Source organism: Sinomonas sp. R1AF57, from assembly GCF_002224485.1.
GTDB lineage: Bacteria > Actinomycetota > Actinomycetes > Actinomycetales > Micrococcaceae > Sinomonas > Sinomonas flava.
In genome coordinates, this window is record NZ_CP022463.1 from 3426151 (window position 1) to 3450871 (window position 24721).

A 24721-nucleotide genomic window follows, 5' to 3' on the forward strand; every position below is an offset into this window, starting at 1 on the left:
CATAGGTGGGTGTCAGAGGTCGAGGACGAGGCGTGGCGACTTCGCGCGGGATACGCAAATGAACATCGTCTCGTTGGCGTCCTGCTCGGCCTGGGTGAGGATCTGGTCGCGGTGCTCGGCCTGTCCGGCGAGGATGCGGACCTCGCAGGTGCCGCAGAAGCCCTCCTCGCACGAAGCGGGGACCCCGGGGACGATCGAGCGGACGCACTCGAGGATGCTCTCGTCGGGACCGACGGACACGGTGGTGCCCGTCGTGGACAGCTCGACCTCGAACGTGGTGTTCTCCGCCGAGGCGACCGACTCGTCGACGGGCGCGGCGCCAAAGCGCTCGACATGCAGGCCGGGAAGGCCCAGCTCCTCGCAGAGCTTCTCAACGGCGGTGATGAGTCCGCCCGGACCACAGCAGTAGATCGCGGTCTCCCCGTCCGCGGCGGACAGGATGCCCCGTAGATCGAGGATGCCATCGCTGTCCTCGGCCACGAAGTTCACCATGCCTCCACGGCCCGACTGGGCGAGGCGCTCGAGGACGCCGGTGAAGGCCATCGACCGACGGGACCGGCCGCCGTAGTGGAACGACCACTCCGGGTTGGCGTCGCTGCGCGCGACCCGCGACAGCATCGGCACGAGCGGCGTGACACCGATGCCGCCGGCGATGAAGATGTACCGCGGGGCGTCGACCAGCTCGAACCGGTTGCGCGGGCCGTTGACGGTCAAGGTGCGGCCGACGAGTCCGGTGTCGTGGATCTCCTTGGAACCGCCGCGTCCGCGGTCTTCGCGCAGCACGCCCACGCGGTAGTGCTGCGGGTCATCCGGATTGCTCCACAGTGAGTACTGGCGGACCAGTCCCGATGGGAGCGTGATCTCCAGGTGGGCGCCAGCCTTCCACTTGGGCAGGTCGGCGCCGGTGGGGTCGACGAAGCAGACCGACACGACGCCGTCGGCTTCGTAACGGGTCTCGCGGACGAGCAGGGAAAGGGGTGTGGTGTTGTCCACTGTCATCTCCTGGTCTGGAGCTGGTGGTAACCGGCGCGGGCGCGCGCGTCGCGCAGCGAGGAGCCTGCGAGGATGTCGGCGCGAATCTCATCCTCCACGTCGCGGATCATTTCGGAGGTCTCTATGACCTCCTCCGCGCGGTCGGCCGGGATCACGACAACTCCGTTGATGTCGCCGAGCAGCAGATCGCCCGGGTTGACGCAGATGCCGCCGATCGTGACAGGCACCTCGAGCGCGTCGAGGCGGACGCGGTCCTTGCCCGTGCGCATCCAATGCGCGCGGGTGAACAGCGGGTAGTCCATCTCCAGTGCGCGATCGAGGTCACGGCAGACGCCGTCGATGACCGTGCCGCCGAGGCCGCGCTGGGACGCGATCGTCGTCATCAGATCGCCCCAGACGGTGGCATCCAGACGGCCGAGGTTGTCGATTACGGCGACCGCGCCGGTCGGGATGTCGTCGATGAAGTCGCCGACGCTGCGACCGCGCTCGTCTGCGTAGACGTACCTGACGGTGAAGGCGGGGCCGACGAGACGGAAGTTGTTGTCGAGGGGCATGACGCCCGCGCACTGGCCGTCGATGCCGAGGCGGTCGAGGGCGTCGCTGACGCAAGGCGTCTCCAGCGCACCAAGGCGCTCGATGAGGGTGGTGGTCACGAGTGGGCCACCCTTCCGGCGAGCTCCTCGTAGGACGCCCCCATGACGGCTGTGATGACCTCGCCCTGGTCGAGAGCGGCCGACATGGCCGACTCGCGCGCGGCGAACTGGCGGGCCCGCTCGATGACCTCGGCGGCGCGATCGAAGGGGATAAAGACGATGCCGCTGCCGTCGGCGCGGACAAGGTCGCCCGTGGCCACCCGCACGCCGGCGAACGTGATGGTCTCGCTCCAGCTGTCTTCGACGAGGCGACCGCGGGCGGTCACTGGCGTCGCGCTGCGGCCGAGGATCGAGTAGCCGAGCGCACGGCTTTCGTCGACGTCGCGTACGGGGCCGTCGACGAGCGTGCCGGCAATGCCGCGCAGCGAGGCTGCCTTCGTGAGCAGACCGCCCCAGCCGGCGCATGGAAGGCCGGGGTGCGCGACGACGATGACCTCCTCTGGTCCGGACGTCGCGACCGCCGCGGTCGCGAGATGCCGTGTGCTCGGGGCCGCTGGGCCCTGCTCTGCACTGACGAGGTCGACCGTGACGGCGCGCCCGACGACGGGGGCGTCACCGCTCAGTCGAATGAGGTCGGACACCGCGCCCGGCAGGCCCAGAGCGTCCAGCGCATCCGACACGACACAGGTATCTAGCTCACGCAGTTGTGCAATCCATTCATGTGATTCATCAACCATCACACCGCTCCTTTGACGTGTGAAAACAAGGGCAAACCTCGCCGCATTTCGCTGCGAGCAGCGATACACAGAGATGAATTTATGCGCTACTGTAGCCGAGTCTTCAGAGAGTTTGCAAGGAGGCGGGGCCGGGAGTCCGCGCCGGAAGGATCAGTGGCCATGAGCATCGACAATTCCGCAGGGCACGCAGGACGAACGGCGCGGGCGGGCATCCTTGGGGCGGCGACGCTGCATGAGGCGGCCGGACGGATCGGATCGCTGCCCTCGGGCATCCAGGCGATGTCCCCGACCCTCCCGGTAGCGGGCCGGGCGTTCCCCGTTGCCGTGCCGCCAGGCGACAACCTGTGGCTGCACCACGCCATCGTCGCGGCCGCCCCCGGCGACGTCCTCGTGGTGTCCACGGGCGGCGCGCGCGAATTCGGCTACTTCGGCGAGGTCATGGCGGTCGCCGCCGTGGCGCGCGGCCTCGGCGGCCTCGTCATCGACGGCGGTGTGCGGGACGCGCAGCAGATGATCACCCTCGGCTTCCCGGTGTTCGCGGACCGTCGCTGCATCCGCGGCACGATCAAGGATCCGCGCAAGGCCGGCTCCCTCGGGGTCCCGATCACGATCGGCGACGTGCAGATCGAGCCCGGCGACCTTGTGGTCGGGGACGCGGACGGTGTCGTTGTCATCCCAGACGCGCAGGCGGACGACGTCGTCGCGCTCGGGGAGAAGCGCGAGGCAGCGGAAGCAGAGTACTTCGCGCGGCTGCGGGCCGGTGAGACGACGCTCGGGATCTACCACCTCCCGACCCCCGCTCAGGTACTCGCGACGCAGGCGGCGACGTTGACAAAAATTGATTGAGAAGTGGTGAAGTTATGCGCTACTATCGGTCGCATGAGACAGCGCTGCTCACAACTCGTGCTTCCGCGCATGAGGCCGATGGGAATGGGCGGATGCTGGGAATCTTTCAAGAGAGTTGGTGCGTGGCATGAAGTATGACGTCGGGGGTGTACTCCTGGATCGGCCGTTTCGGATCCGCCGTCTAGGTCACTTCGGAGTGAACTGTTACAACATTGAAGAAGCGTATAACTTCTATACTCGACTACTCGGCTTCAAGCTCTCCGACGAGCTTCCGTTCGCGAAGATCCTGCCGCCCGAGAAGAAGCACATTGCCGAGGGTCCGGGAGGAACGGGCTACTTCCTCCGCTACGGCAGCGACCACCACTCGCTCGTCATCTTCCCGAAGCGCGTGCGCGACCAGATGGGCGGCAGCGCTGCCACTCCTGCTGGCATCACGACCAACCAGATCACCTGGCAGGTCGGCAGCCTCCAGGAGGTCGTCGACGGTCACACCTGGTTCAAGGAGAACAAGCAGGAGATCATCCGAGCCGGCCGTGACATGCCGGGGTCGAACTGGCACGTCTACCTGTTCGACAGCGACTGGCACGTCAACGAGCTCTACTACGGCATCGAGCAGGTCGGCTGGAGCGGTCAGTCAAAGCCGGGACCGATGCGCGAGCGCGGCTTCCACGTCGTCCCCGAGCTGCCGCAGAAGTCGGAGCAGCAGGAGGTCGACGACGCGATCGCCGCGGGCATCGACATCAGCGCCGGCCACCGCTCGATCGACGCGTACGACGAGACGTTCGTCGTCGACGGCGTCTACCTGCAGCGTCCGTTCCGAGTCACCGGGATCGGGCCTGTCCGCCTGTTCACGCCGGACGTCGCCGCGATGGTCGCGTATTACCGCGACGTCATGGGCATGACGGTCACCGAGGAGATCGACTACCGGGGCCACCGCGCCGTGTTCCTCCGCGTCAACGCCGAGCACCACAGCATGGCGGTGTACGACATCGGCCTTCGCGAGGTGCTCGGGCTGCGCGAGGACACCACCCTGATGAGCTTCGGCATGAAGGTCGCCAGCTACCGTCAGCTCCGCGACGCCGTCGACTGGCTCAAGGCCAAGGGCATCGAATTGGTCGAGCTGCCCGGCGAGCTGTTCCCCGGGGTCGCCTACGCGGCGCACATCAAGGACCCGGACGGTCACCTCATCCAGCTGTACTTCGGCATGGAGCAGGTCGGATGGGCCGGTGAGCGCAGCGCCGGACGTGCCGCCGCGATCACGAGCGACCCGGCAACCTGGCCCGAGACGATCGAGGACAGCGGCACACTGTTCGACGGCGAGGTCTTCATGGGGCCGTGGTCATGACCGGCAACGTGGAGAATGCCGTAGCCTGGCGACTGCTCAACTACTCCATTGACGGCGGGGCCCCCAGGCCCGGACTCCTCGTCGGCGACCGCGTCATCGACATCGGACACGGAACCGAGATTGACGCGGCATCCCCCATGGACGTGATCGACGACTGGGATGCCATGCGGGCGCGGCTCGATGCCATGGCGGATGCCGTCCCGGGGGATGCGCTGGCCCTCGACGCCGTGAGGCTGCACGCGCCGGTCCCGCGGCCGGGAGCGATCTTCTGCGCCACGTCGAACTATGCCGACCACGTCGCCGAGATGAGTGCGAAGAGGATCGTCCCCAAGGAGTCGACCTTCGGTCCGTACATGTTCCTCAAAGCCCCTCAGTCGGTGGCCGACCCCGACACCGACGTGTTCCCGCCCGTGTTGTCCGACGCGCTCGACTGGGAGATCGAGCTGGGGGTGGTGATCGGCAAGGCCGGTTCCGCCATCGCCCCGGACGACGTGGAGAGCCACATCGCCGGGTACGTCGTGCTCAACGAGCTGTCGGCGCGCGACCTGGCCCGCATGGATGTGTTCAAGCCCTTCGGAGCGGACACTCTCACATCCAAGAGCTTCGACACCGGGCTCCCGATGGGTCCGTGGCTGACTCCGGCGGATGCCGTCGCTGACCCGATGGACCTCCGACTGAAGCTCTGGGTCGGTGACGAGCTGATGCAGGACTCGTCGACGAAGTGGATGTACTACGACATCGCCGAGCAGATTTCCTACCTCTCGCGTTCGATGACGCTCCGCCCCGGCGACCTCATCGCCACCGGCACCCCGTCCGGTGTCGGCAACCCCAAGGGGCGCTTCCTCCAGGACGGCGAAGTCATCGTCGCGGAGATCGAGGGGCTCGGGCGTATCCGCAACACCGTCCGCCACCGCCACGATGAATCGCTTGATGGTGTCGCCTCCGCCCACGGAGGCGCGCAGCAGAAGGGAATGAAGCCATGATGACCAAAGACGACACCGAGTTTCTCGCGCAGACCGGCCCGGGAACCCCGATGGGCAACCTGTTCCGGCGCTACTGGCAGCCTGCCCTGCTGTCGAAGGAGATCCCGGCTCCCGACTCGGCACCCGTGCGCGTGAAGCTCCTCGGCGAAAACCTCGTCGCGGTGCGCGCAACCGACGGCACCCCTGCCCTCATCCAGGAGCGATGCCCCCACCGCGGTGCGAGCCTCTTCTTCGGCCGCAACGAGGAGCAGGGCATCCGCTGCATCTACCACGGCTGGAAGTTCGACCTCACAGGCCAGTGCGTCGACATGCCGAACGAGCCGGCGTCCAGCGACTTCCACACGAAGGTCAAGACGGTCGTCTACCCGACCGAGGAGATGGGCGGCATCATCTGGGCATACCTCGGCGATCCGGAGCAGATGCCCGAGCTGCCGAAGTTCGAGTGGGCGCAGGTCCCGGAGAGCCACCGCCACATCACCAAGGTGACGCTGGAGACCAACTACCTCCAGTCCGTCGAGGGCGACATCGACTCGAGCCACACCGCGTTCCTGCACGGCCAGGTCGGCAAGACCGACCTCGAGGTGTCGAGCAAGTTCTTCGACTCGAACAAGGCGTTGCGCTACCTGTGGGCGCGTGACAAGGCGCCGAAGTTCTTCGTCATCGAGGCGCCGCACGGGCTCACCATCGGTGCTCGTCGAGACGGCGGCCGAGACCACTACTACTGGCGTATCACGCAGTGGATCGTCCCGTCCGTCTCGATGATCCCAGGGGAGGTCGGCGGCACGCAGCGGTGCAACTTCCGTGTCCCCATGGGCGACACGGACCACCAGTTCTACCGCATCGACTACATCCCGCAACGTCCGCTGACTGAGGGTGAGAAGTACGACTTCGAGACCGGGACCATCCATCCGGAGCTCATCAAGGGGACGTCGAAGCCCGTGCGGAACATGGAGAACGACTTCCTCATCGACCGTCAGCTGCAGCGCTCGGGCACGTACTCCGGCATCCGCGGAATCGTGGAGCAGGACTACGCGGTCGCCGCAAGCATGGGGGCCATCTCCGACCGCAGCACCGAGCAGCTCGGCACGAGCGACATGGGAATCATTCGCGCACGCCGTGTGATGATGCGTCTCGCGAAGCACCTCGAGGACGGCGGCGAGGTCGACGCGCACATGGACGGCGACATCTTCTACATGCGATCTCCCGCGCTGCTCGTGGAGAAGGACGTCCCGTTCGACGTCGGCGCGCGCCGCGCGATGGACGCGGAAGAGGAGTGGTCGCGCGAGGTCGAGTGGGCGTCGGTCATGCCTGTGCTCGAAGACGAGGATGTTCCCGGTGTCAAGGCCTGAGGCAGTCTCCAACGAGATCACGCTGCGGCAGCTCATCACCACGCCGTACATCACATACGTCGAGGCGCTGCCGGACTCGGAGGGAATCTGGGTCCGCAGGGCCAGCTGCCCCGAGCTGGACGGCTGTTCCGTGACCGCCCCGAAGGCGTGGGACGCGATCGTCGAGCTCGAGCGCTACCTGACGGAGTACCTGGTCGACCGGGTCGCCGCCGGTAAGCCGGTGCCGCGCCCGCGTCACCGCGACGTTGTGCACGACCTCAGCGCGGAGGAGCTGCTGGAGCGCGCCAAGCGCACCGAGTGGATCCCCAGGCTGGATGAGCCGATCGCTGCCGTCGACGGAGCGGGGCTGGGTTGCTGATGGGCGAGACCGACCGCATCACCTTCTCCGACATCCCCGGGACCTACGTGTTCGACGGGCGGCGCTCCCGGCAGGGGCTCGCACTGAACCTGATGTCGGCGGCCCTCAACGACGAAGCGGAGCGTGCGGCGTTCCGCGCCGACGAGGAGGCTTTCATGGAGCGCTTCCGGCTCACCGAAGCACAGCGCGATGCCGTGCGGCGTCGCGACTGGGCTCGCATGGTCGAGCTCGGCGGCAACATCTATTTCGTCGTGAAGATCGCCATCGGGGACGGGAAGCACGTGCCCGAGGTGGTCGCCGCCATGACCGGCCAGACCGTGGAGGAGTACACAACCATGATGAAGGAAGGCGGGAGGAATCCCCGTGGCTGACATCGTCGCCGGGATCGGCATCTCTCATGTCCCGGCCCTCGCCCCATTCCTCGCCGCGCAGAAGCCGCGGACGCCGGCGGAGCGGGGACCGGGCGTCCAGGCGTTCTTCGACGCGGGCGACTGGATGCGCGAGCAGCAGGCCGACGTCGCCGTCCTGATCTACAACGATCACGGCGCGGAGATGTCCCTGGGCCTCGTGCCGGCCTTCGTCGTCGGAGCGGCCGAGGAGTATCCACCGGCCGACGAGGGCAACGGCGTGGACGCATCGCTGCCGCCGTTCCCCGGCGACGCGGACCTGTCGTGGCACATCATCGACTCGGTCGTACCTGAGGGCTTCGACCTCGCCGTCGCGCAGCAGATGGCGGTCGACCACGGGTTCCGGATTCCGATGGGCGTGCTGTTCGGTGCCGAGGCCTCTGCCGTAAAAGTCGTCCCCATCGCGGTCAACGTGGTGCAGCAGCCAACCCCGTCCGCCCGCCGCTGCTTCCAGCTCGGCCAGGCCATCGGACGCGCGCTGCGCAGCTACCTGGAGGACGTGCGGATTGCCGTCATCGGCACGGGCGGCATGTCGCACCAGCTCCAGGGCGCGCGCGCAGGTCACATCAACGAGGAATTCGACCGGAGCTTCCTTGACAGGATCGTGACCGCCCCCGAGGAGCTCGCCGACCTGTCCAACGCCGACTACATCAGCCTCGCCGGCTCCGAAGGGGCGGAGCTCGTGATGTGGCTTGTCATGCGCGGGATCATGAACACCGACGTCGACGCGGTGCTCAGCGGTTACCACGTGCCGGTCTCCAGCACGGGAGCGGGAGTGGTGGCGATGACGAACCGGTGAACGGCATCCCACGCTCGCATCCGAGCGCCCCGACGACACCTGTACACCCGCGCGGCGGCCGATCCGCCGGCGCCGTGGCCCCACTCACCGGTGCGGGCCAGCACACTCGATGAGGAGAGACGCTGATCATGAGCGGCAACATTGACACGGTCGACGCCGCCGTCGACGAGGCGGCCCCGCCGATCCTGGCCAGTCGCGAAGAGGCCCTGGCGGCCGTGGAGAGGCTGCGCGAGGGCATCGCCGCGCGGGCCGAGCAAACCGAACGCGACCGCATGGTCCCTGAGGAGACGATCCGGGAGCTGACCGACGCCGGTCTGTTCGGCATAGTCACCCCGCGCCTCTGGGGCGGATCGGAGCTCGGCTTCGCGACGCTCCTCGAGGTGCAGACGGCAATCGCGAGCGCGTGCGCCTCGACCGGCTGGGTCTACGGCGTGCTCGCCGGACACACCTGGCTCGTCGCCCTGTTCTCGGAGGAGGCGCAGGCCGAGGTGTTTGCCGACGCGCGGGCTCGCATCGCGTCGCTCATCCGATTCGGTGGCCAGCCGCCGGAGCGCGTCGAGGGCGGCTTCCGCTGGCGCGGCGGCAGCGGACGCTTCTGCAGCGGCATCGACCACTCGCAGTGGGTCCTGCTCGGCGGCACCGTCACCGAGGATGACGGAACAAGTGAGCAGTGGTACATGCTCGTCCCGGCCTCCGAGCTGGAGATCATCGACGACTGGCACTCGGTCGGCCTGAAGGGCACCGGCAGCAAGTCGATCGTCATCAAGGACGCCTTCATCCCGGAACATCGTGCCGTCCGCTTCGCCGACCTCGGCAGCGGCCGCGCGCCGGGCTCGGAGCTGCACCCCGGCGGACTGTACCGCCTGGCCTACGACTCCGTCTGGCCCCTCTCGCTTGTCGGCGCCGTCGTGGGCGCAGCCCGCGGTGCACTGGCGGAGTTCATCGCAGCAACGTCGCGACGTCTCGCTTCGCTCTCTTCACTCCAGCAGGCATCGAACGGTCCGGCGCTGGTGCGTCTGGCGAAGGCCGCGGCACAGCTCGATGCGATGACCGGCTTGCTGTTGAACGATGCCCGGGTCGCGGACAGCGCACCCGAGGGGACCGTATTCAGCCCGCTCGACCGGGCGCAGCGCAGCAGGAATCTGGCGTTCGCGGCGCAGCAGCTGCGCGCGGCGGTCAACGAGCTCTATGAGTCGGCCGGGGGCAGCGGCGTGTACCTTTCCGCACCGCTGCAGCGATGGTGGCGTGATGTCAACACTGCCGCATCACACGTGGCGTTCACCTGGGACCTTGCATCGGTTGCCTATGGGCGCGCCGTGACAGGGGTCAACGCCGTGGCAGGCACCGGGACGGGACCCGCCGTCCGTGCCTGAGGGACAACATCTTCCTGCCTTCAACGCCGCGCAGGTGAGCGACCGGGGAGAGAACGGGGAGCCGCTCGATCATCGTGCAGCTTCCCCCGAGGCTCCGGTCGGCCTCATCTGGGGCGTGCGGGCCAGCTTCGTCACGTACATCCGCTCGCTCTCCGACGGGTCTATCGACCTGACGGAAGGCGCTGTCATGAGCCCGGAAGGCCTCATCCGCTTTCGATTCCTCGGCACGTACGAGGGCAACGGCGGGCAATGGCTGTGCTTCGGCGGTGGGGCCAGGTTCCTCGGACATGGCGGACTGCTGGAGGTGCCGCTGCGCAACCTCCGCGTACATGTTGTGGGCGATGGCGCCACGCTGTACACCGAGCAGTCTGACGGGTCCTTGTTCCCGCTCGGCGCCGTGGCACTGCCCGAGCCGAGCCTCACTGAAGGCACTCTCGTCTGGGATGCGGCGCCCGTCGCGCTTGACGAGGCCGGTGCCCGGTTCTTCGGGTCGCACTACCGACCCGGTACAGGAATGGATCCGCTATGGCTGAGACTTCCAATCGGGCGCTGATCCGGTAGCCGGAAGGGGCGAGCTGCGATGCTCGCCGCACCGATCCCGGATCCGCCCCCGCATCGCAGCGTCTCGAGACCCTTGACGTCCATGTGACCCACGTTATACCGTCAGATCAATCCAGAATGCTGATTCTAGAACGAACGTAGCAGTCTGGCCATCAATAACACCGCAGTCCCAGAACCAATCGCTCCGAGACGCCGCATTAGCGTATGGCTGTAGCGCAGCCGCGAAGAGGCGGCACTGAGCACGCCGCGTCGAACGAGCGGGCTTGTGCAGAGAGGCACCCATGAAGGTCACTGAATTGATTGCCGGTTCAAAGATGAGCCGGTTCCAGATCCTCGCCGTCGTCACCGCCATCGTGCTGACGGTCCTCGAGGGTTACGACGCGGCCATGATGGCCTTCGTCGCCCCCTACGTCACCAAGGAGTTCACTTCCTCGGCCAGCATGATCGGCGTGGTGCTCTCGGGCGCTCTCATCGGCATGGTCGTCGGCTCGGTCATCGTCGCACCCATTGCCGACAAGGTCGGCCGGCGGCGCATCGCGATCGTGGGGACCGTCATCGTCGCCGTCGGGATGCTCGCCTCGCCTTTCGCGACCGATATGGCAGGCATGATGTGGGCGCGGATCGTGACCGGCCTCGGCGTCGGCGCACTCATCTCAGTCGTCGGCGTCATCGCCGCCGAGTACTCGAACCGGCGCGTGTACCCAGTGGTCATGGCGGTCTACTCCGCCGCCATCAACATCGGAGCCGTGCTGGGCGCCGTCATCATCGGACCGCTGCTGCCGGTCCAGGGCTGGCGGTTCGCGTTCTGGGTCGGCGTCGCGCTGTCCGTCATCGCCATCGTGCTCGCCGTCGCGCTCTTCCCCGAGTCGATCGCCTGGCTCGCCGCGCGGCGGAAGCCGGGCTCGCTCGAGCGCCTCAACAGCACACTCGCCCGAATGGGCCACGATCCCCTGCCCGGGCTGCCCGAGAGCCAGCTGCCGGCACGCGAGGGCAGCAACGCGCTGCGCACCGTCTTCTCGAAGCAGCTGGTCGGCCAGACGCTGCTCATGATCATCGGCTACATTTCCTTCCTCCTCGTGTTCTACTTTGCCAACAGCTGGGCTCCGAACACCCTCGCCGCTGCGACGAAGAACCCGGCGCTCGCGGCTCCGACCACACTGTCGCTGGGCCTCGGCGGAATCATCGGGGCCTTGGTCTTCGGCTTCATCTCCACCCGGGTGAACCCCCGCGTCCTCACCCCCGCTTTCCTCATCGTCGGCGCCGTCGGCCTCGCGCTGTTCGGCTTCATCGAGACCAACCTGCCGGCTTCGCTGATCGAGCTCTTCGCGGCCTCCTTCTTCTTCAGCGCGGGGGTGACGGGCTTCTACCAGATCATCCCCAAGCTGTACCCGACTCTGGCCAGGGCCACCGGCTATGGCATCGTCGCCGGAGCTGGCCGCGCCGGCGGCATCGCCTCGCCGATCCTCGCCGGCGCCGCGTTCGACGCCCACATGCCGGTGCCGACCGTGTTCGTGATCTTCGCGCTGCCGCTGGTCGTCTCGGCCCTCTCCATCGTCGGCCTCAGCGCCCTCGAGTCCGCGCAGCGAAAGCGGCTGACGGCGTCGGAGGGCGCCGGCGCGGCAAGCGAGCCACTCACTTCACCGGCCAAGTGACCCTTCCCTTCCGGGCGTCCTGCTCCAGGGGCGCCCGGAAGGGAAGGCGATTCACTACTAGAATGAAGATTCTAGAAAAGCAGTTCTTGAAAGGAAATGCCATGACATTAGCGGTGGCAGCACTGTCCCACGCTCCGTCCTTCGGAAACGTCGACCCCGGTGGCGGCACCTTCGCCGAGATCGAGTCTGCAATCGACGAGGTCAGGGCCTTCGTGAAGGACTACGATCCCGAGGTCGTCGTCGTCTTCGGCCCAGACCACTTCAATGGCCAGCTCTACTCGCTCATCACGCCGTGGGCGGTGGGGGCCCAAGCTGAAGGCGTCGGCGACTACAACACCACCGAGGGCCCACTCCCGGTGGACAGCGCCGCTGCCCGCGCCCTGCACGCCCACGTGCTCGAGCAAGGGATCGAGATCGGCCGCTCGGAGCGCATGAAGGTCGACCACGGGGTCGTCCAGCCGCTCGACTTCGTGTTCGGCAAGGACTTCGCGCAGCCGATCGTCCCGGTGTTCGTGAACTCGCTCGGCATGCCGCTGACCCCGATGCGCCGCGTCCGTGAGATGGGCGAGGCCTTCGGCAAGGCCGCTCAGGCGCTCGACAAGCGAGTGCTCTTCGTCGCCTCCGGGGGCATTTCGCACAACCCGCCGATCCCACGATGGGAGGGGGCCCCCGGGACCATGCAGGAGCGTCTCATTGCCTACGCCCCCACCCGCCAGGAGCGCCTGGAACGCGAGCGGAAGATCGTTCAAGGGATCCAGGCGATCGCCGACGGCAATGCCCCGAGCGATCCCCTGAACGAGGAGTGGGACCAGCTGCTCCTGGACACGTTCCGCTCCGGGGACCTGAGCGAAGTGGACGGCTGGGCGAACGACTGGTTCCTGGCCGAGGGCGGATCGGCCGCGCATGAGATGCGGAGCTGGATCGCAGCCTATGCCGCGCTCTCCACCGCCGGGACGTACCGGGTCGCCGTCGACCACTACTGGCCGGTGAAGACCTGGGGAGCCGGCTTCGGCATCCAGGCCGCGATCACGGTGGCTCCATGAGCGCCCCCGCCTACGCCCCCGTCCCAGACCGGAGCCCTGAACAGGTCACCTTCTGGGAGGCCGTGGCGGATCTTCCCCACCGGCTGGAATACGTCCAGGTCGGAGCGTGGCGCACCCGCGTGCTGCACGTGGGCCACGGCGAGCAGACGATCGTTCTGCTCAATGGCACCAGCGGACACATCGAAGCCTTCACACAGAACATCCGCGCCCTCGCGGGCCGCTACCACGTCATCGGCTACGACTACCCAGGGCACGGCTTCACGACCCTGAGCGACCACGATCTCGAGATCCCCGAGTACGAGGCACACCTGCTCGCACTGCTCGACGCCCTCGGCCTCGACCAGGTCCACCTCATCGGTGAATCCCTCGGCGGCTGGATCGCGATCAAGTTCGCCGCCCACCACCCCGAGCGCCTGCGCACCGTCGTGCTGAGCGCTCCCGGAGGCAGGGTCGTGGGCGAGCAACGGGTCGACCGGGCCCAGTCGGTGAGCGCACAGGCAGTCGCCGACCCCAGCTACGAGAACGTCAAGAAACGACTCCAGGTTGTCATCCACGACCCGGAGAAGATCACCGACGAGCTGGTCAAGGTCCGCCAGTCCATCTACTCGCGGCCCGGGTTCGAGGAATCCATGCGCCACATTTCCGTGCTGCGCCAGCCCGAAACGCGCTGGCGCAACCGGGTCACCGTCGAGGACTACGCGGCGATTCCGGTGCCCGCGCTGCTGGTCTGGACGGACCACGAGCCGACCGGCGGTCCGGAGGTCGGCGAGCAGCTGGCGGCGGCCATCCCGGACGGCGAGTACCTGCTCGTGACCGACGCCGCGCACTGGCCGCAGTGGGAGGGCTCCGAGGCCTTCAACGAGCACACGCTCGACTTCCTGAGGAGGAAAGGGTGACCAGCACAGCAAGCGAGCAGACCATCGAGGAGATCGCGAACGAGATCTACCTTGCGCGCCGCGGGACGTACACGATCGACTACGTCAGCCCCCGCCTGCCCGACCACGACCTCGAGTCTGCCTACCGGATCTCCGAGATCGTCGCCGGCCGTCGAGAGGCCGAGCTCGGCGTGAAGCGCGCAGGCCGCAAGGTCGGGCTCACCAACCCGCTCGTCCAGCAGCGCGTTGGCGTCTTCGAGCCGGACTACGGGATCATCCACGACGACATGGTGTTCCCCTCCGGCACCAGGCTCGCCCAGTCGCGCTTCAACTTCCTGCGCATCGAGGCGGAAGTCGCTTTCGCCTTGAAGGAGGACATCCTCGACACCCGGCTCGAGGCCATCAGGGAGTCGATCGACTACATCACCCCGGCGTTCGAAATCGTCGACTTCCGCTTCCCCGGCAACGTCGGCGCGATCGTCGACACCATCGCCGACAACGCCGGGTGCGGGGGGCTGGTGCTCGGCGAGGAGAGACACGCCTACGGTGAGGTGGACCTGACGGCCGCGGAGATGGTCATCACGACCGCCGAGGGCCTCGAAATCACCCGCGGCATCGGCAGCAACGTGCTCGGCGACCCGATCAACGCGGTCCAGTGGCTCGCCGAGACCGCGATGCGCATCGGCCAGCCTCTGCGCGCCGGCGAGCTGCTGCTCTCCGGCTCGATCGGCTACATCGAGCCCTGGCCAGCCGACGTCGAGTGCATCGCCACCATCACAGGACTGGGCCGCGTGACTGCGACCCTCGACTCGAACAGCTAAGGACAGAGGGATGACCGAGAGAACATACGGCGTCGACATCGAGACCCGAATCGAGATCGAGCAGCTCATCTCCGAACTGCTCTACCGCCTCGACCACAACCAGGCTGACACCACCTGGGAGCTCTACACCGAGGACGCCGTCACCGTAGGACCGCTCGGCACCATGACGGGCCGCGACGCGATCAGGGCCTGGGGAGCGAGGCGCGCCCAGCAGACCGACGTCGTCGGACGGCATGTGATCGGTGGGATCCGCCTCGCGTGGGAGGGTGACATCCTGGCCGGCACGGTCACGTACCTGACCTTCCGTGATGCCGCCGAGGACGTGCTGAAGCCCGCGAGTGTCGGCGAGTTCCGCGAGCAGTACCGCAAGGTCGACGGCGCGTGGTGCTTCGCGCGTCGCGAGATCGTCCCAGTCTTCGGGGGCGCGAACGCGGCAGCGCACGCGAAGCGCCTCGCCGAGGCTGCACACGCGGGGCCACGGTGAAGCAGGCTGCCCTGGCATCGGGGTCGCACGCCCCTGCGCTGCTGCATCAGGCGCTCGCCTCGCAGGCCGTCGCCGAATTCGTGCTGGCATCCGGCTATGACGGCGTGATCGTGGACCTGCAGCACGGCGAGATCGGACTCGACGACGCGTGCCGGATGCTTCGCGCGCTTCCCCGCGAGAAGAGCGAGTACGCCTACGCCCGTGTCGGCTCCATTGATGCGGCGGTGATCCTGCGGCTCCTCGACTCCGGTGCACGCGGCATCATCGCACCCACGGTCGAGACGGCGGAACAGGCTTCCCGGCTCGTCGCTGCCACCAAGTACCCGCCGCTGGGCAGCCGCAGCCTCGGACCCTCCCGCCCCGCCCTCTACCCGGGTCAGAACTACACCGCAGCCGGCAACAGCGCCGTCTCGACGGTGGTCCAGATCGAGACATGTGCCGGCCTGGAGAACGCCGACGCGATCTTCGCCGTCGAGGGAATCGACTCCGTGTACATCGGGCCGGCAGACCTCGCCGTGAGCTACGGGCTTCCCGGCCGCGGCGACTGGGACGACGGACCCGTTCGCGACGCGGTCGTCGAGCTGTCCGCGAAGGCGCGCACGGCCGGCCTCACCCTCGGGATCTACTGCGCCTCCGCAGAGTATGCGAGGGGGCTCCTCGACGACGGGCTGGTCGACTACGTCGGCCTCGGCATCGACCTCGTATTTCTGAACACCATGGCACGGTCTGCCATCAAGGCGCTAAGGAGCGAACAATGGGCTACGACACCGACGTCGTGATCATCGGGGCGGGCCCTGTCGGCCTGACTCTGGCCAACCTGCTCGGCCTGCGGGGAATCGACGTCGTCCTGCTCGAGGCGGGCCACGAGTTGATCGACTACCCGCGGGCGGTCGGCATCGACGACGAGGCCATGCGGGTCATGCAGGGCATCGGCCTGGTCGAGGAGGTGCTGCCGCACACGGTGCCCGACCAGCAGATCCGGATGGTCAACGGGCGGGGCAAGGTCATCGGCGTCATCGACCCGACAACCCGAGTGTTCGGCTGGCCCAGACGCAACGGCTTCGTCCAGCCCCTCGTCGACCGGGTGCTGCTCGACGGCTTGGACCGCTTCGCCAACGTCAGGGTCCAGTTCGACACCCGGATGACGCAGCTGAGGCAGGACGGCGAAGGCGTGACCGTGCAGTACTCCGCGCCCGGCGGCCAGGAGCGCGCGGTGCGCGCGAAGTGGGTGGTGGCGGCCGACGGCGGGAGCTCAGGCACGCGAAAGGCGCTCGGCATCAGCTTCGAGGGAGAGACCCGCAAGACCCCCGGCCTGGTCATCGACGTCGCGAACGATCCGATCGGGACACCCCACGCCGTCTTCGGCGGCGACCCGAAGCGCGGCTGGGCCACGCTTTCGCTTCCGCACGGCATCCGCCGCTGGGAGTTCAATGTCCTCCCCGGCGAGGAAGACCGCGCGGAGACCGATGCCTTCGTCCACGAGATGCTGGCTGACCACGTCCCCGATCCGAGCGCGCTGAACATCATCCGGCGGAGGGTCTACACCTTCAACGCCCGCATCGCCGGAACCTTCCGGAAGGGCCGGGTGCTGCTGGCCGGCGACGCCGCGCACGTCATGCCCGTGGTCGCAGGCCAGGGCTGGAACTCCGGCATCCGGGACGCGGTCAACCTCGGCTGGAAGCTCGCCGCCGTCGTCGACGGCCGTGCGGACGCCGGGCTTCTCGACACCTATGACCAGGAGCGCCGGGACCACGTTGCGGCCATGATCGGCCTGTCCCTGAACATGTCCCGGCTGATGACGAACCGGAGCCGCCTGGCCTCGGCCGCGCGGGACCTGAGCGCCGCAGTGATCTCCAAGCTGCCGAAGCTCAAGGCACAGGTCTCGTCGCAGGGCTTCAAGCCGATGCCGCAGTACGAACGCGGCGTCGTCGTGCCGTCGTCGCTCCCCCGCTCGAAGTCGGTGCCGATCTCCGCCGACTCTCCCCTCTCGGTCGGCACACTGTTCCCACAGCCGCGGGTGCGCACGGCGGACGGAGCCGAGAAGCTGCTCGACGACGCGACCGGCACCGACTGGCGCGTCATTGTGTGGAACAACGACCCAGCCGCGCTGCTCCGCCCCTCCACCGCCGAGCTGCTGCCCGTCCTCGGCGCCACGCTCGTGCACATCGTGCCCGCTGCGCAGCTCCCGTGGGCGAGCGCGCAGGCGGCCGCCGGTGTCACTGTCGTCGGTGACCCTGCAGGGGAGGTGAAGCGCTGGTTCGATGTTCGGCCGTTCTCCGCGCTGGTGGTCAGACCCGACCATGTGATCGCGGCGGAGTGCCTGGCCCAAGAGCTCGATGAGACCCTGCAGAAGGTCCTCACCGCCGCCCGCGTCATTCGGCCGGCGGCAGCCGACCTCGGCCCCGCCGCGGATGCAGCTCGTCTCGTCGAGCTGGCCCCTGACACCCCCGAGGCCGCGCCTGTCGGATGAGCGTCCACCGGGCACGCTGAAGCTATAACTGTGCATGGGACGTCCCGGCGGGCACACACTCGTCGGGGCCTCCATCTCAGCTAGACGTGGGTGACGAGCGGGTCCGGCGCCTCCTGCGTGACGTGGTTCGCCCGTTCGACGGCGAACCCGTTCCGCACCCAGTACTCGTACCCGCCGATCATCTCGCGGACGTCGAAGCCCTCGAGCAGCAGCCGTTGCGCGGTGAAGGTCGCACCATTGCACCCCGGCCCCCACCCGTAGACGATGAGCGTCCGGTCATCAGGCAGCCACCCCAACGGCGCGTCCAGGGCGTCCTTGGGAAGGTGGAGGGCACCCTCAACGTGGCCCTGATCCCACGACGACTGCCGCCGGGTGTCGACGATGACAGCCGTGCCGTGGGCCTGAGCTTCAGCGGCCGCGACGACAAAAAAAAAAGCACGTCGCCCCGGGAGGCCATGGCTACCGCCCCGCCGAGACAGCCCGATCGGCTGTCCCGAGGAGCGCCGCGAGCGCGGGCAGCTGGGACGGGTCCTCGAGGGCGGATCCGACGGCGACGACACGTGCGCCGGCGCGCAGGAAGTCACCGGCATTCGAAGCGCTCATACCGCCCGTCGTGACGAACGACTTTGGCCAGGAGCGTCCCGGGGCCCGGCAGCAGGACCCGCACATCGTCGGGCGTCGCGCAGCCCCACAGCGCCTGCGCCTCGTCGAGCCACACGAAGACGAGGTCCGCCCGGTTCGCGAGTTCCACCGTAGCGCCCGTTTGACTTTCCATGGCCGCCGGCTGATCGCCCAGCGGCATCAGGCCGGCTGGAAGCAGGCCCACATCGTCCTGGTCGGGCGACGGGCGTTCTGCCCGGAACATCAGGTCCCCGATCAAGGGTTCCCTTAACGAGGCACTGTCCCCAGGTGGTCCATTGGCCTGAGCAGCGGACGAGCGTCGTCGCCCGAAGCCCCCATGGTTGGAAGGCCGGCGTTCGGGTACCGGGCCACCAGCGAGAAGGTCGTGCTGCTCGAACGGCACCTCCGTCCTCGGTCAGGGATGGGGTCATCGTGGGAAGCACAGGCGAGCGGGCACGGAAGGTGGGTGTCAGGTAAGGCGGCGTTTCCGCAAGGCCTTGAGCGCGGCGGCGGCGAGTCCGCCGGCCGCCAGCGCCCACGGGCCGGCAACGATGATGGGATCGATCCACTGGTGGGACAGGTCGGCACGCTTCTTGCCCAGCCTCGAAGAGAGCCCGTGGCGGGAGAACTCGCTGCGCACGCCCGTTTCCGTCAGGGGGTTGTCTGGGTGGAGCGTCAGGAAGGACCTCGCATGGCTCCCCCACGCGTCAACGCGGTCTGCCGCCATCAGGACCAGCCAGTGGGCCGCACGGCCCTCGCTGTACTTGGCGTAGGCGAACTTGCGCATCACCCCGGACAATCCCTTCGGCGGGCAGGAAGTGCCGAATGCCGGGGTGAGGAACTTGTGTTCGATGGACCGCTCGCGCGGCCATTTCTCCTCTTGGCGCTCGGGGAAGTCCCAGTGCGCGCCGGAGGCGCCCGGATCGAAGCGTTCCCGGGGCAGCTAACCATTCCAGTGGCGCAGGAGGAAGACCGGCTGGAGGTGGACAGGCGGGCGGATGCGGTGTCTCGACGTCGAGTTCGATCATGTTCCGCCGTCTAACGATCTTCGGCTGGCTCAGACCGCTCCACGGCCGACATCCAGCCAGACGTCTGCCTTTCCTGTACCGCTTCGGTGGAATGACAAGTGCCAGCAGCCGGGCTGGTCGGCCACCATGCCGGTGCCGTATTCGTCGCCCGGTCGGTCGTAGTTGCTGGAGCTGTGGTGTTCAGGACCCCAGGCCAGCGACGTGGTGGTTCCGTCCGGCTTGGAAACGGTGACGGTGAGGTCCCCCGAACCTCCGATGCGCCACACGAACTTCTTTATGTCTGTCGAGCCCACCAGCGGGTACGGTTCCGTCTGAACCAACCCATGCAAGGTCGTCCCGTCCACGGAGGCAGCCGCGACTTCCAAGCCATTGCTAGTCTCGCCGACCTTGGACGCCGACACGCATTCCGCGCCGGAACCTGTTGGTTTCGACGGATTCACGCTTGAGCGGGTGTCCGTACATGCGGTGAGCAACGCCGCCAGCAGAGTGAGGACAGTGCCGACAGTAGGAAGCCTCTCCGAAAGACGATGGTCCTCCGCCATCGAGGCCCCTTCCTTGCCGGGGCCAACGGCACACTGCGACAGTCAACGGCCCCAAACGCTCTGCTTGCGGATGAGCCTATAAGCACACGCCGACTCCAGAAAGGGATCCCTCAGCGGGCCAGCGGACGTTGGACACAGAGCTCGATTCCCGGACCGAACCTGCCTGGCTGCGACACACTTGGTCGAATGGCAGACAGGTACGGGGCATGAGGCACCCTGCACAGGCTTCCGACCGGGAGCACACCTTCAGATCCCTGTATGAGGTGGTCTATCCGGACCTCGTCAGATTCGTTCAACGCCGCGCACACCCCGACCATGCTGAAGACGTAGTTGCCGATGCTTTCCTTGTCGTGTGGCGCCGCCTCGATGAGCTGCCGAGGCGCCATGAGGACGCGCGGGCATGGACTTTCGGCATCGCGCGGAACCTTCTTCTGAACGCTCACCGGGGAGAGCAGCGTCGTGTGGCACTCGGTGTGCGACTCGCAGACGCCGCCGCTCTGGTGCCCCTGGGCGACGACGCCGACGCGATCGTGAGCCGGGTGGATTTGGCCAGGGCCTGGCGCATGCTCTCTGAAGTCCATCAGGAGGCGCTGGGCCTGGCTGTGTTCGAAGACCTCGATGCCCCGCGGGCGGCAGCCGTTCTTGGAATCTCACCGGTCGCCTTCCGCCTGCGCCTGAGCCGTGCCCGCCGGGCACTTCGCACCCTCCTCGAACACCTGCCTCGGCCCTCCCGAACACACGCTGCTCCCCTTGGAAGGACAACCGCGCCATGACCAGTAATCACGAGATCGACTCCCTGCTCCTATCGCTGGACGCCGCTGACCGCCGCAGCGACGCCAGGACTCCACGCGCACGCGCCGACCTGGCCCGCATCCTGTCCACCGACCCAGCGCCGGCTCCAGCACAGCGCGCCATCGTGAACCCGGCCACTGGGAAGGTGCGGAGCCCCGGCCGGAAGGGCCGCCGGGCCGTGCTCGTCGGGGGACTCGTGGCGGCGCTCACGGCCGGGCTGGTTGTCATTCCGTCCCTGTCCGGTGGGGACCCGGCATTTGCCAGCTGGACCCCCATTCCCACCGGCATGAGCCAGGCGGACAGTGACAGCGCCGCAGCTGAATGCCGTGCGTCGAAGAAGGGTGTCGGTGACGGAATGTACGCCGACGACATCAACTCCTCCGAGGTAGCGATCGCTGAGCGGCGCGGAGTGTGGACCACGGTCGTGCTCACGGGCGCGGGAGGGTTCACCGCACTGTGCATCACCGATGACGCCGCCACCTGGTTCAACAAGGGCATGATCGGTTCGGTGGGCAAAGCCGCCGGAAACAGCCGCCCCGGACCGCGCGGGCTGACCGCCTCGGCTTTGGGAACCGGCAGCATGAGCGCCGGCGACATTTCCATCGCGGCCGGTGCCACGGGCTCCGACGTCCTCGGAGTCGTCTACAGGAGCCGGAACCACCAAGACGTGACGGCGACGGTCGCCAGAGGACAGTTCGCCCTGTGGCTGCCAGGCGACGAGCTGCGGAACGCGTCAGGCAAAGGCATCGAAGTCGAGGTGACCTACACCGACGGCAGCACCGGCAAGATCCGGCTCACCCTCTGAAGCAACCCCCGCGGTGAATCGGAGCACGCCAACGACCAACCAGGCTGAGCCTCCAACCAGAAACACGGTGGGACGTTCTGCTCCATCACGTCTCCAACAACACATGCCATGTATCGCTTCTTAGCTCCCAGATCACCGGCACACTGCGCTAAAACCCACACTCGTACCTCGAGAATCGCCAACCGCCGGCGGACGGTAGAAGCGCAACGCCCGCCAGCCGATCGACTCACGGGTACCTCCCGCCGCGTCGGCACTGACTGGTAACGGTTTGGCTCCGCCGCTCTCCGGCACGTGCCGTAAGGCTTAGAGTCTGAGGATCGAGAATTGGGGGATTCATCGTGAACAAAGTGGCCAGCCAGGACAGAATGAGCACAGCATCCGGTCCTCGATGGGCGTCATCCATCCTCATTGCTGTTGCAGGGCCCATAGTGGTCGTCCTTTTGGCCGGCTACATCACCATGCAGTTGCAACTGGCGGAGGCCCACGGCTACTTGGGTTTCAACGACCGGATCGTCGGCGTCGAAGGTGACTGGCCGCGGTACGTGTGGCCGGCGCTTCTCATCGCTCTCGCTGCAGCAGCAGTTCTGGTTTACCGGGTGGCAGTGCACGGCACCGCGGCCCGTCTCATTACACTTGGGATATTGGTGTTGGTGGCCCTGCTCGCTATCCCGATGGCATCCGGGCCGCGGCTCAACCCGGATGAGCATTATCCTTTGATGATTTATATTGCGGTCGAGGGTGCGAAGTCGCCCCTGGTTTTAGCCCTGATTGGTGCGCTTGTTGTTGATTTCATTGCTAGCCGCCGGAGGCTTTCCGGGCGGACCCGGGTCTAAGTACAGTCCTGAACTTTGGCATCGGCGGCGACGTTCGAGCCATTCGCAGGCGGAACGGCCGTTGAGGGAGGCTTCCCGGTCGCGGAGCTCTGTCAGACACCACATGCCTTGGCGGCAGCTGCCTGTGTGGGCTCGGCGTTAGCGGATGGTCCGGAGCACACGGCCTTCACCTGCATTCGCACCAGCACAGACGGAAAGAATCTCCTCGGCGGGAGTGTTTCGATGGTCTTCCTCGGCGACCCTGCTGTGCAGGCGGTGGTTGGCACGAACGAAACTGGCTTCGTGCCCCAGGCCGAGACCGGTGCACGAAGGATTACTGCGGAGGCGCGCCGACGCACGCCGTGAAGTCGTACGGCTTCGCCAAGACTTAGCAATCCCTGACATACCGCGGGGCGTCAGCCCGAAGGAGATTGAGGCAGACAATGGGATTCCTGCGCAAGCTCTTCAAGAGCAGAGTGAGGCCCATCGACATCGGAGTACCACCAAACATCGTGGTCAGTGCAGAGGAATCACATGCCGCGCCCTCGGCCTCTTCGCAGCCCCATGCATCTAACCCAGACATCCTTGGCCTGCCAGGACTGCTTCCGCAACCGTGTCCCCACTGCGGCGCGCAGCCCAAGCTGGTCCCGACCGGGGGCCACGCGACTTTCCAGATCCATCACCAGCCGAACTGTCCCCAAGCCCTCGACTAGACAGTACGGAGGTGACGGGATGAAGCGCCCTGGGTCTGATGGAGACTCGCGCTATTTGATTCCGGCCAGCTGTTCGCGGCCGGTTTGGACAGCATAGAACGCGTTCTCGAACTCGGCGGGCGGGATGTCGCCGAGATAGCCGTGGAGCCGCTGGGTGTTGTGCCAGTGGACCCATCCGAGCGTCGCGAGCTCGAGGTCCTCGACCGTTTTCCACGGCCCGGATCGGGCAGGCCCGCGGACAAGCTCGGCCTTGTAGTACCCGTTCACCGTCTCGGCCAGGGCATTGTCATACGAGTCCCCGACGGTCCCGACCGACGGGGTCGCGCCGATCTCCGCGAGCCGTTCGCCGTAGCGAATCGATGTGAACTGGGATCCTGCGTCGGAGTGGCACCGCAGGTCGTCGTGGTGATGGCCACGGGACCAGCGCGCCATCTCGATCGCGTCGAGGACCATCTCGGTGCGCATGTGCGACGCGACCCGCCACCCCACGATCATGCGGGAGAACGCGTCGATGACGAAGCACACGTAGGCCACGCCGGCCCACGTCGCCACGAACGTCAGGTCGGTCACCCACAGCCGGTTCGGCGCGGCCGCGGTGAACTGCCGCCGCACCAGGTCCGGGTGCCTCGCCGATGCTGGGTCCGGCCTCGTGGTCTTCACCCGCTTCGAACGTCTCGCACCCTCGATCCCCGCGACGCGCATCAGCCTCGCGGTCTGGTCCCGCCCGATCGCGATCCCGGCGCGGCGGGCCGCCTTCCACAGCTTGCGGACCCCGTAGACGCGGTAGTTGGCCTCCCAGAGTTCGACCAGCTGCGGGACCAGTTCCCCGTCCCGGACCGCACGCGCTGACGGGGTGCGGGCCTTGGCGGCATAGTAGGTGCTCGGAGCCACCTGCAGCAGCCTGCAGATGAGCTCGACTCCGAGCCGGCGCCCGTCCACGACGTCGTCCTTGTTCGCGTCGATGAACGCGACTACTTCCGGTAGTGGCGGTCGAGCTCCGCCCCGAAGAAAGACGCGGCCCGCTTGAGCACCTCGTTGGCGCGTCGAAGCTCCCGGTTCTCCTGCTCCAGCTCCCGGATCCGCTGTGCCTCGCTGCTGCTCACGCCCGGGGCGAGACCGTCATCGATGTCGGCCTGCTTCACCCACATCCGCACCGACTCGACCCCGTAGCCGAGCTGCGTCGCCACGCGCTGCACCGTCCCCTGCGTGACACCGAGCTCGGCGCGCAGCGTCCTCACCATCCGCACCGCGGCCGCCTTCTCCTCATCCGAGTAGCGACGCGTCGTCGGCTTCCCCGACGCCAGTTCCTTCGGCATAACTCCATCCTCGTTTCCAAGGCCAGGAGCCTCCAAGAAACTCAGGGCGCTTCACTCCGCCCTCCTCGACAAGATCTCTTGGGGAATGGGGCAGGCGCCGACCGTCACCGGCTCGCCCCAGCGACTGGCCGCCGGCGGGGGCTTTGTGGTTCGATCTTCGTTGAACCTGTCGATCCCGAGACGGAGCTCGCCGGCGCCGTCGCCGCTGCCCGCGCCGTGTCCCACGCCAGCCACCCGTCGATGTCCGAAACTGCCGAAGTCGTGGGCCCGCGAAGTCGTCGCTGCCGTCCCTTCCTCCTACGACGGGTCGAGGTGCCGCTGAGGGTCACCCCGCTCGCAGTGATCGGCGGCCTCGCACCAGGTGGGGGCCGCAGCCATGGTTGACCGTAGACGCTAGTGAGTC

At 67.3% G+C, this 24721-nt stretch carries 28 protein-coding genes and 1 other annotated feature; of the genes, 19 read left to right on the top strand and 9 right to left on the bottom strand.

Going from position 1 to position 24721, the window contains the following annotated elements; all coding sequences use genetic code 11:
• Positions 1-12: 12 nt before the first annotated feature.
• The 3 genes from CGQ25_RS15810 to CGQ25_RS15820 are packed head-to-tail and all read right to left on the bottom strand — an operon-like array spanning position 13 to position 2266.
• Positions 13-993, bottom strand: coding sequence for a PDR/VanB family oxidoreductase (locus tag CGQ25_RS15810; protein WP_222703666.1), 981 nt, complete (start codon positions 991-993; stop codon positions 13-15).
• Positions 994-995: 2 nt separating this feature from the next.
• The gene (locus CGQ25_RS15815; protein ID WP_208710798.1) at positions 996-1646 is read right to left on the bottom strand and encodes an RraA family protein; all 651 of its coding nucleotides are present in this window, start codon (positions 1644-1646) and stop codon (positions 996-998) included.
• Complete coding sequence (locus CGQ25_RS15820; protein ID WP_189693632.1) at positions 1643-2266, bottom strand: RraA family protein; 624 nt, start codon at positions 2264-2266, stop codon at positions 1643-1645. The genes CGQ25_RS15815 and CGQ25_RS15820 overlap by 4 nt, the downstream gene beginning before the upstream one ends.
• Before the next feature lie 216 nt (positions 2267-2482).
• Here CGQ25_RS15820 and CGQ25_RS15825 point away from each other — a divergent pair, with 216 nt between their 5' ends.
• The 16 genes from CGQ25_RS15825 to CGQ25_RS15900 all read left to right on the top strand — a co-directional run bounded on the left by CGQ25_RS15825 (position 2483) and on the right by CGQ25_RS15900 (position 17689).
• Positions 2483-3169 carry an RraA family protein gene (locus tag CGQ25_RS15825; RefSeq protein ID WP_208710799.1) on the top strand — a complete coding sequence of 229 codons (687 nt, stop codon included), beginning with the start codon at positions 2483-2485 and terminating at the stop codon, positions 3167-3169.
• 127 nt (positions 3170-3296) lie between these two features.
• Complete coding sequence (locus CGQ25_RS15830) at positions 3297-4514, top strand: VOC family protein (protein ID WP_255405376.1); 1218 nt, start codon at positions 3297-3299, stop codon at positions 4512-4514.
• On the top strand, positions 4511-5497 hold the full coding sequence (locus CGQ25_RS15835; RefSeq protein WP_189693629.1) for a fumarylacetoacetate hydrolase family protein: 987 nt from the start codon (positions 4511-4513) through the stop codon (positions 5495-5497). Before CGQ25_RS15830 ends, CGQ25_RS15835 begins: the two co-directional genes overlap by 4 nt.
• Complete coding sequence (locus CGQ25_RS15840; protein ID WP_189693628.1) at positions 5494-6846, top strand: Rieske 2Fe-2S domain-containing protein; 1353 nt, start codon at positions 5494-5496, stop codon at positions 6844-6846. Before CGQ25_RS15835 ends, CGQ25_RS15840 begins: the two co-directional genes overlap by 4 nt.
• Positions 6833-7204: a hypothetical protein gene (locus CGQ25_RS15845; protein WP_189693627.1), complete on the top strand. Its 372-nt coding sequence runs from the start codon at positions 6833-6835 to the stop codon at positions 7202-7204. The genes CGQ25_RS15840 and CGQ25_RS15845 overlap by 14 nt, the downstream gene beginning before the upstream one ends.
• Complete coding sequence (locus CGQ25_RS15850; RefSeq protein ID WP_208710801.1) at positions 7204-7575, top strand: protocatechuate 3,4-dioxygenase; 372 nt, start codon at positions 7204-7206, stop codon at positions 7573-7575. The genes CGQ25_RS15845 and CGQ25_RS15850 overlap by 1 nt, the downstream gene beginning before the upstream one ends.
• Entirely contained in the window at positions 7568-8410 is an 843-nt protein-coding gene (locus CGQ25_RS15855; protein ID WP_208710802.1) for a class III extradiol dioxygenase family protein, read from the top strand. Before CGQ25_RS15850 ends, CGQ25_RS15855 begins: the two co-directional genes overlap by 8 nt.
• Positions 8411-8538: 128 nt before the next feature.
• Positions 8539-9783, top strand: a complete 1245-nt coding sequence (locus tag CGQ25_RS15860; RefSeq protein WP_208710803.1) for an acyl-CoA dehydrogenase family protein — start codon at positions 8539-8541, stop codon at positions 9781-9783.
• A gap of 34 nt (positions 9784-9817) precedes the next feature.
• Positions 9818-10336 carry an HtaA domain-containing protein gene (locus CGQ25_RS15865; RefSeq protein WP_208710804.1) on the top strand — a complete coding sequence of 173 codons (519 nt, stop codon included), beginning with the start codon at positions 9818-9820 and terminating at the stop codon, positions 10334-10336.
• A gap of 289 nt (positions 10337-10625) precedes the next feature.
• Positions 10626-11996 carry an MFS transporter gene (locus CGQ25_RS15870; RefSeq protein WP_208710805.1) on the top strand — a complete coding sequence of 457 codons (1371 nt, stop codon included), beginning with the start codon at positions 10626-10628 and terminating at the stop codon, positions 11994-11996.
• A gap of 101 nt (positions 11997-12097) precedes the next feature.
• Entirely contained in the window at positions 12098-13039 is a 942-nt protein-coding gene (locus CGQ25_RS15875) for a 3-carboxyethylcatechol 2,3-dioxygenase (protein ID WP_208710806.1), read from the top strand.
• Positions 13036-13935 carry an alpha/beta fold hydrolase gene (locus CGQ25_RS15880; RefSeq protein ID WP_208710807.1) on the top strand — a complete coding sequence of 300 codons (900 nt, stop codon included), beginning with the start codon at positions 13036-13038 and terminating at the stop codon, positions 13933-13935. Before CGQ25_RS15875 ends, CGQ25_RS15880 begins: the two co-directional genes overlap by 4 nt.
• Positions 13932-14735 carry a 2-keto-4-pentenoate hydratase gene (locus CGQ25_RS15885; RefSeq protein WP_208710808.1) on the top strand — a complete coding sequence of 268 codons (804 nt, stop codon included), beginning with the start codon at positions 13932-13934 and terminating at the stop codon, positions 14733-14735. The genes CGQ25_RS15880 and CGQ25_RS15885 overlap by 4 nt, the downstream gene beginning before the upstream one ends.
• Positions 14736-14745: 10 nt before the next feature.
• Positions 14746-15219, top strand: coding sequence for a nuclear transport factor 2 family protein (locus CGQ25_RS15890; RefSeq protein WP_208710809.1), 474 nt, complete (start codon positions 14746-14748; stop codon positions 15217-15219).
• Entirely contained in the window at positions 15216-15998 is a 783-nt protein-coding gene (locus CGQ25_RS15895) for an HpcH/HpaI aldolase/citrate lyase family protein (protein ID WP_208710810.1), read from the top strand. Before CGQ25_RS15890 ends, CGQ25_RS15895 begins: the two co-directional genes overlap by 4 nt.
• Positions 15974-17689, top strand: a complete 1716-nt coding sequence (locus tag CGQ25_RS15900; RefSeq protein WP_208710811.1) for a bifunctional 3-(3-hydroxy-phenyl)propionate/3-hydroxycinnamic acid hydroxylase — start codon at positions 15974-15976, stop codon at positions 17687-17689. Before CGQ25_RS15895 ends, CGQ25_RS15900 begins: the two co-directional genes overlap by 25 nt.
• 80 nt (positions 17690-17769) lie before the next feature.
• On the opposite strand, the gene CGQ25_RS15905 is transcribed toward CGQ25_RS15900, so the two are convergent.
• From CGQ25_RS15905 to CGQ25_RS15920, 5 genes are all read right to left on the bottom strand, one after another.
• On the bottom strand, positions 17770-18174 hold the full coding sequence (locus CGQ25_RS15905; RefSeq protein WP_255405807.1) for a rhodanese-like domain-containing protein: 405 nt from the start codon (positions 18172-18174) through the stop codon (positions 17770-17772).
• Complete coding sequence (locus CGQ25_RS18560; protein WP_255405821.1) at positions 18149-18292, bottom strand: hypothetical protein; 144 nt, start codon at positions 18290-18292, stop codon at positions 18149-18151. The genes CGQ25_RS15905 and CGQ25_RS18560 overlap by 26 nt, the downstream gene beginning before the upstream one ends.
• Positions 18270-18569, bottom strand: coding sequence for a hypothetical protein (locus CGQ25_RS15910; protein WP_208713194.1), 300 nt, complete (start codon positions 18567-18569; stop codon positions 18270-18272). The genes CGQ25_RS18560 and CGQ25_RS15910 overlap by 23 nt, the downstream gene beginning before the upstream one ends.
• Before the next feature lie 210 nt (positions 18570-18779).
• Positions 18780-19097 carry a hypothetical protein gene (locus tag CGQ25_RS15915; RefSeq protein WP_255405377.1) on the bottom strand — a complete coding sequence of 106 codons (318 nt, stop codon included), beginning with the start codon at positions 19095-19097 and terminating at the stop codon, positions 18780-18782.
• 270 nt (positions 19098-19367) lie between these two features.
• Complete coding sequence (locus CGQ25_RS15920; RefSeq protein WP_208710813.1) at positions 19368-19880, bottom strand: hypothetical protein; 513 nt, start codon at positions 19878-19880, stop codon at positions 19368-19370.
• Between the two features lie 206 nt (positions 19881-20086).
• On the opposite strand from CGQ25_RS15920, the gene CGQ25_RS15925 reads away from it, so the two are divergent.
• From CGQ25_RS15925 to CGQ25_RS15935, 3 genes are all read left to right on the top strand, one after another.
• A complete protein-coding gene (locus CGQ25_RS15925; RefSeq protein WP_208710814.1) occupies positions 20087-20653 on the top strand; it encodes an RNA polymerase sigma factor in 567 nt (188 codons plus the stop codon).
• Positions 20650-21477, top strand: coding sequence for a hypothetical protein (locus CGQ25_RS15930; protein WP_208710815.1), 828 nt, complete (start codon positions 20650-20652; stop codon positions 21475-21477). The genes CGQ25_RS15925 and CGQ25_RS15930 overlap by 4 nt, the downstream gene beginning before the upstream one ends.
• Positions 21478-21815: 338 nt before the next feature.
• Positions 21816-22310: a hypothetical protein gene (locus CGQ25_RS15935; RefSeq protein WP_255405378.1), complete on the top strand. Its 495-nt coding sequence runs from the start codon at positions 21816-21818 to the stop codon at positions 22308-22310.
• Between the two features lie 743 nt (positions 22311-23053).
• On the opposite strand, the gene CGQ25_RS15940 is transcribed toward CGQ25_RS15935, so the two are convergent.
• Positions 23054-24318, bottom strand: a protein-coding gene (locus CGQ25_RS15940) for an IS3 family transposase (RefSeq protein ID WP_255405379.1) whose coding sequence is annotated in 2 segments (ribosomal slippage) — positions 23054-24015 and positions 24015-24318 — 1266 coding nt in all. Because the reading frame shifts where the segments join, the coding sequence is not laid out codon by codon here.
• Positions 23885-24019 (bottom strand) — a sequence feature (AL1L pseudoknot). It overlaps the preceding gene by 135 nt.
• Positions 24319-24721: the final 403 nt, after the last annotated feature.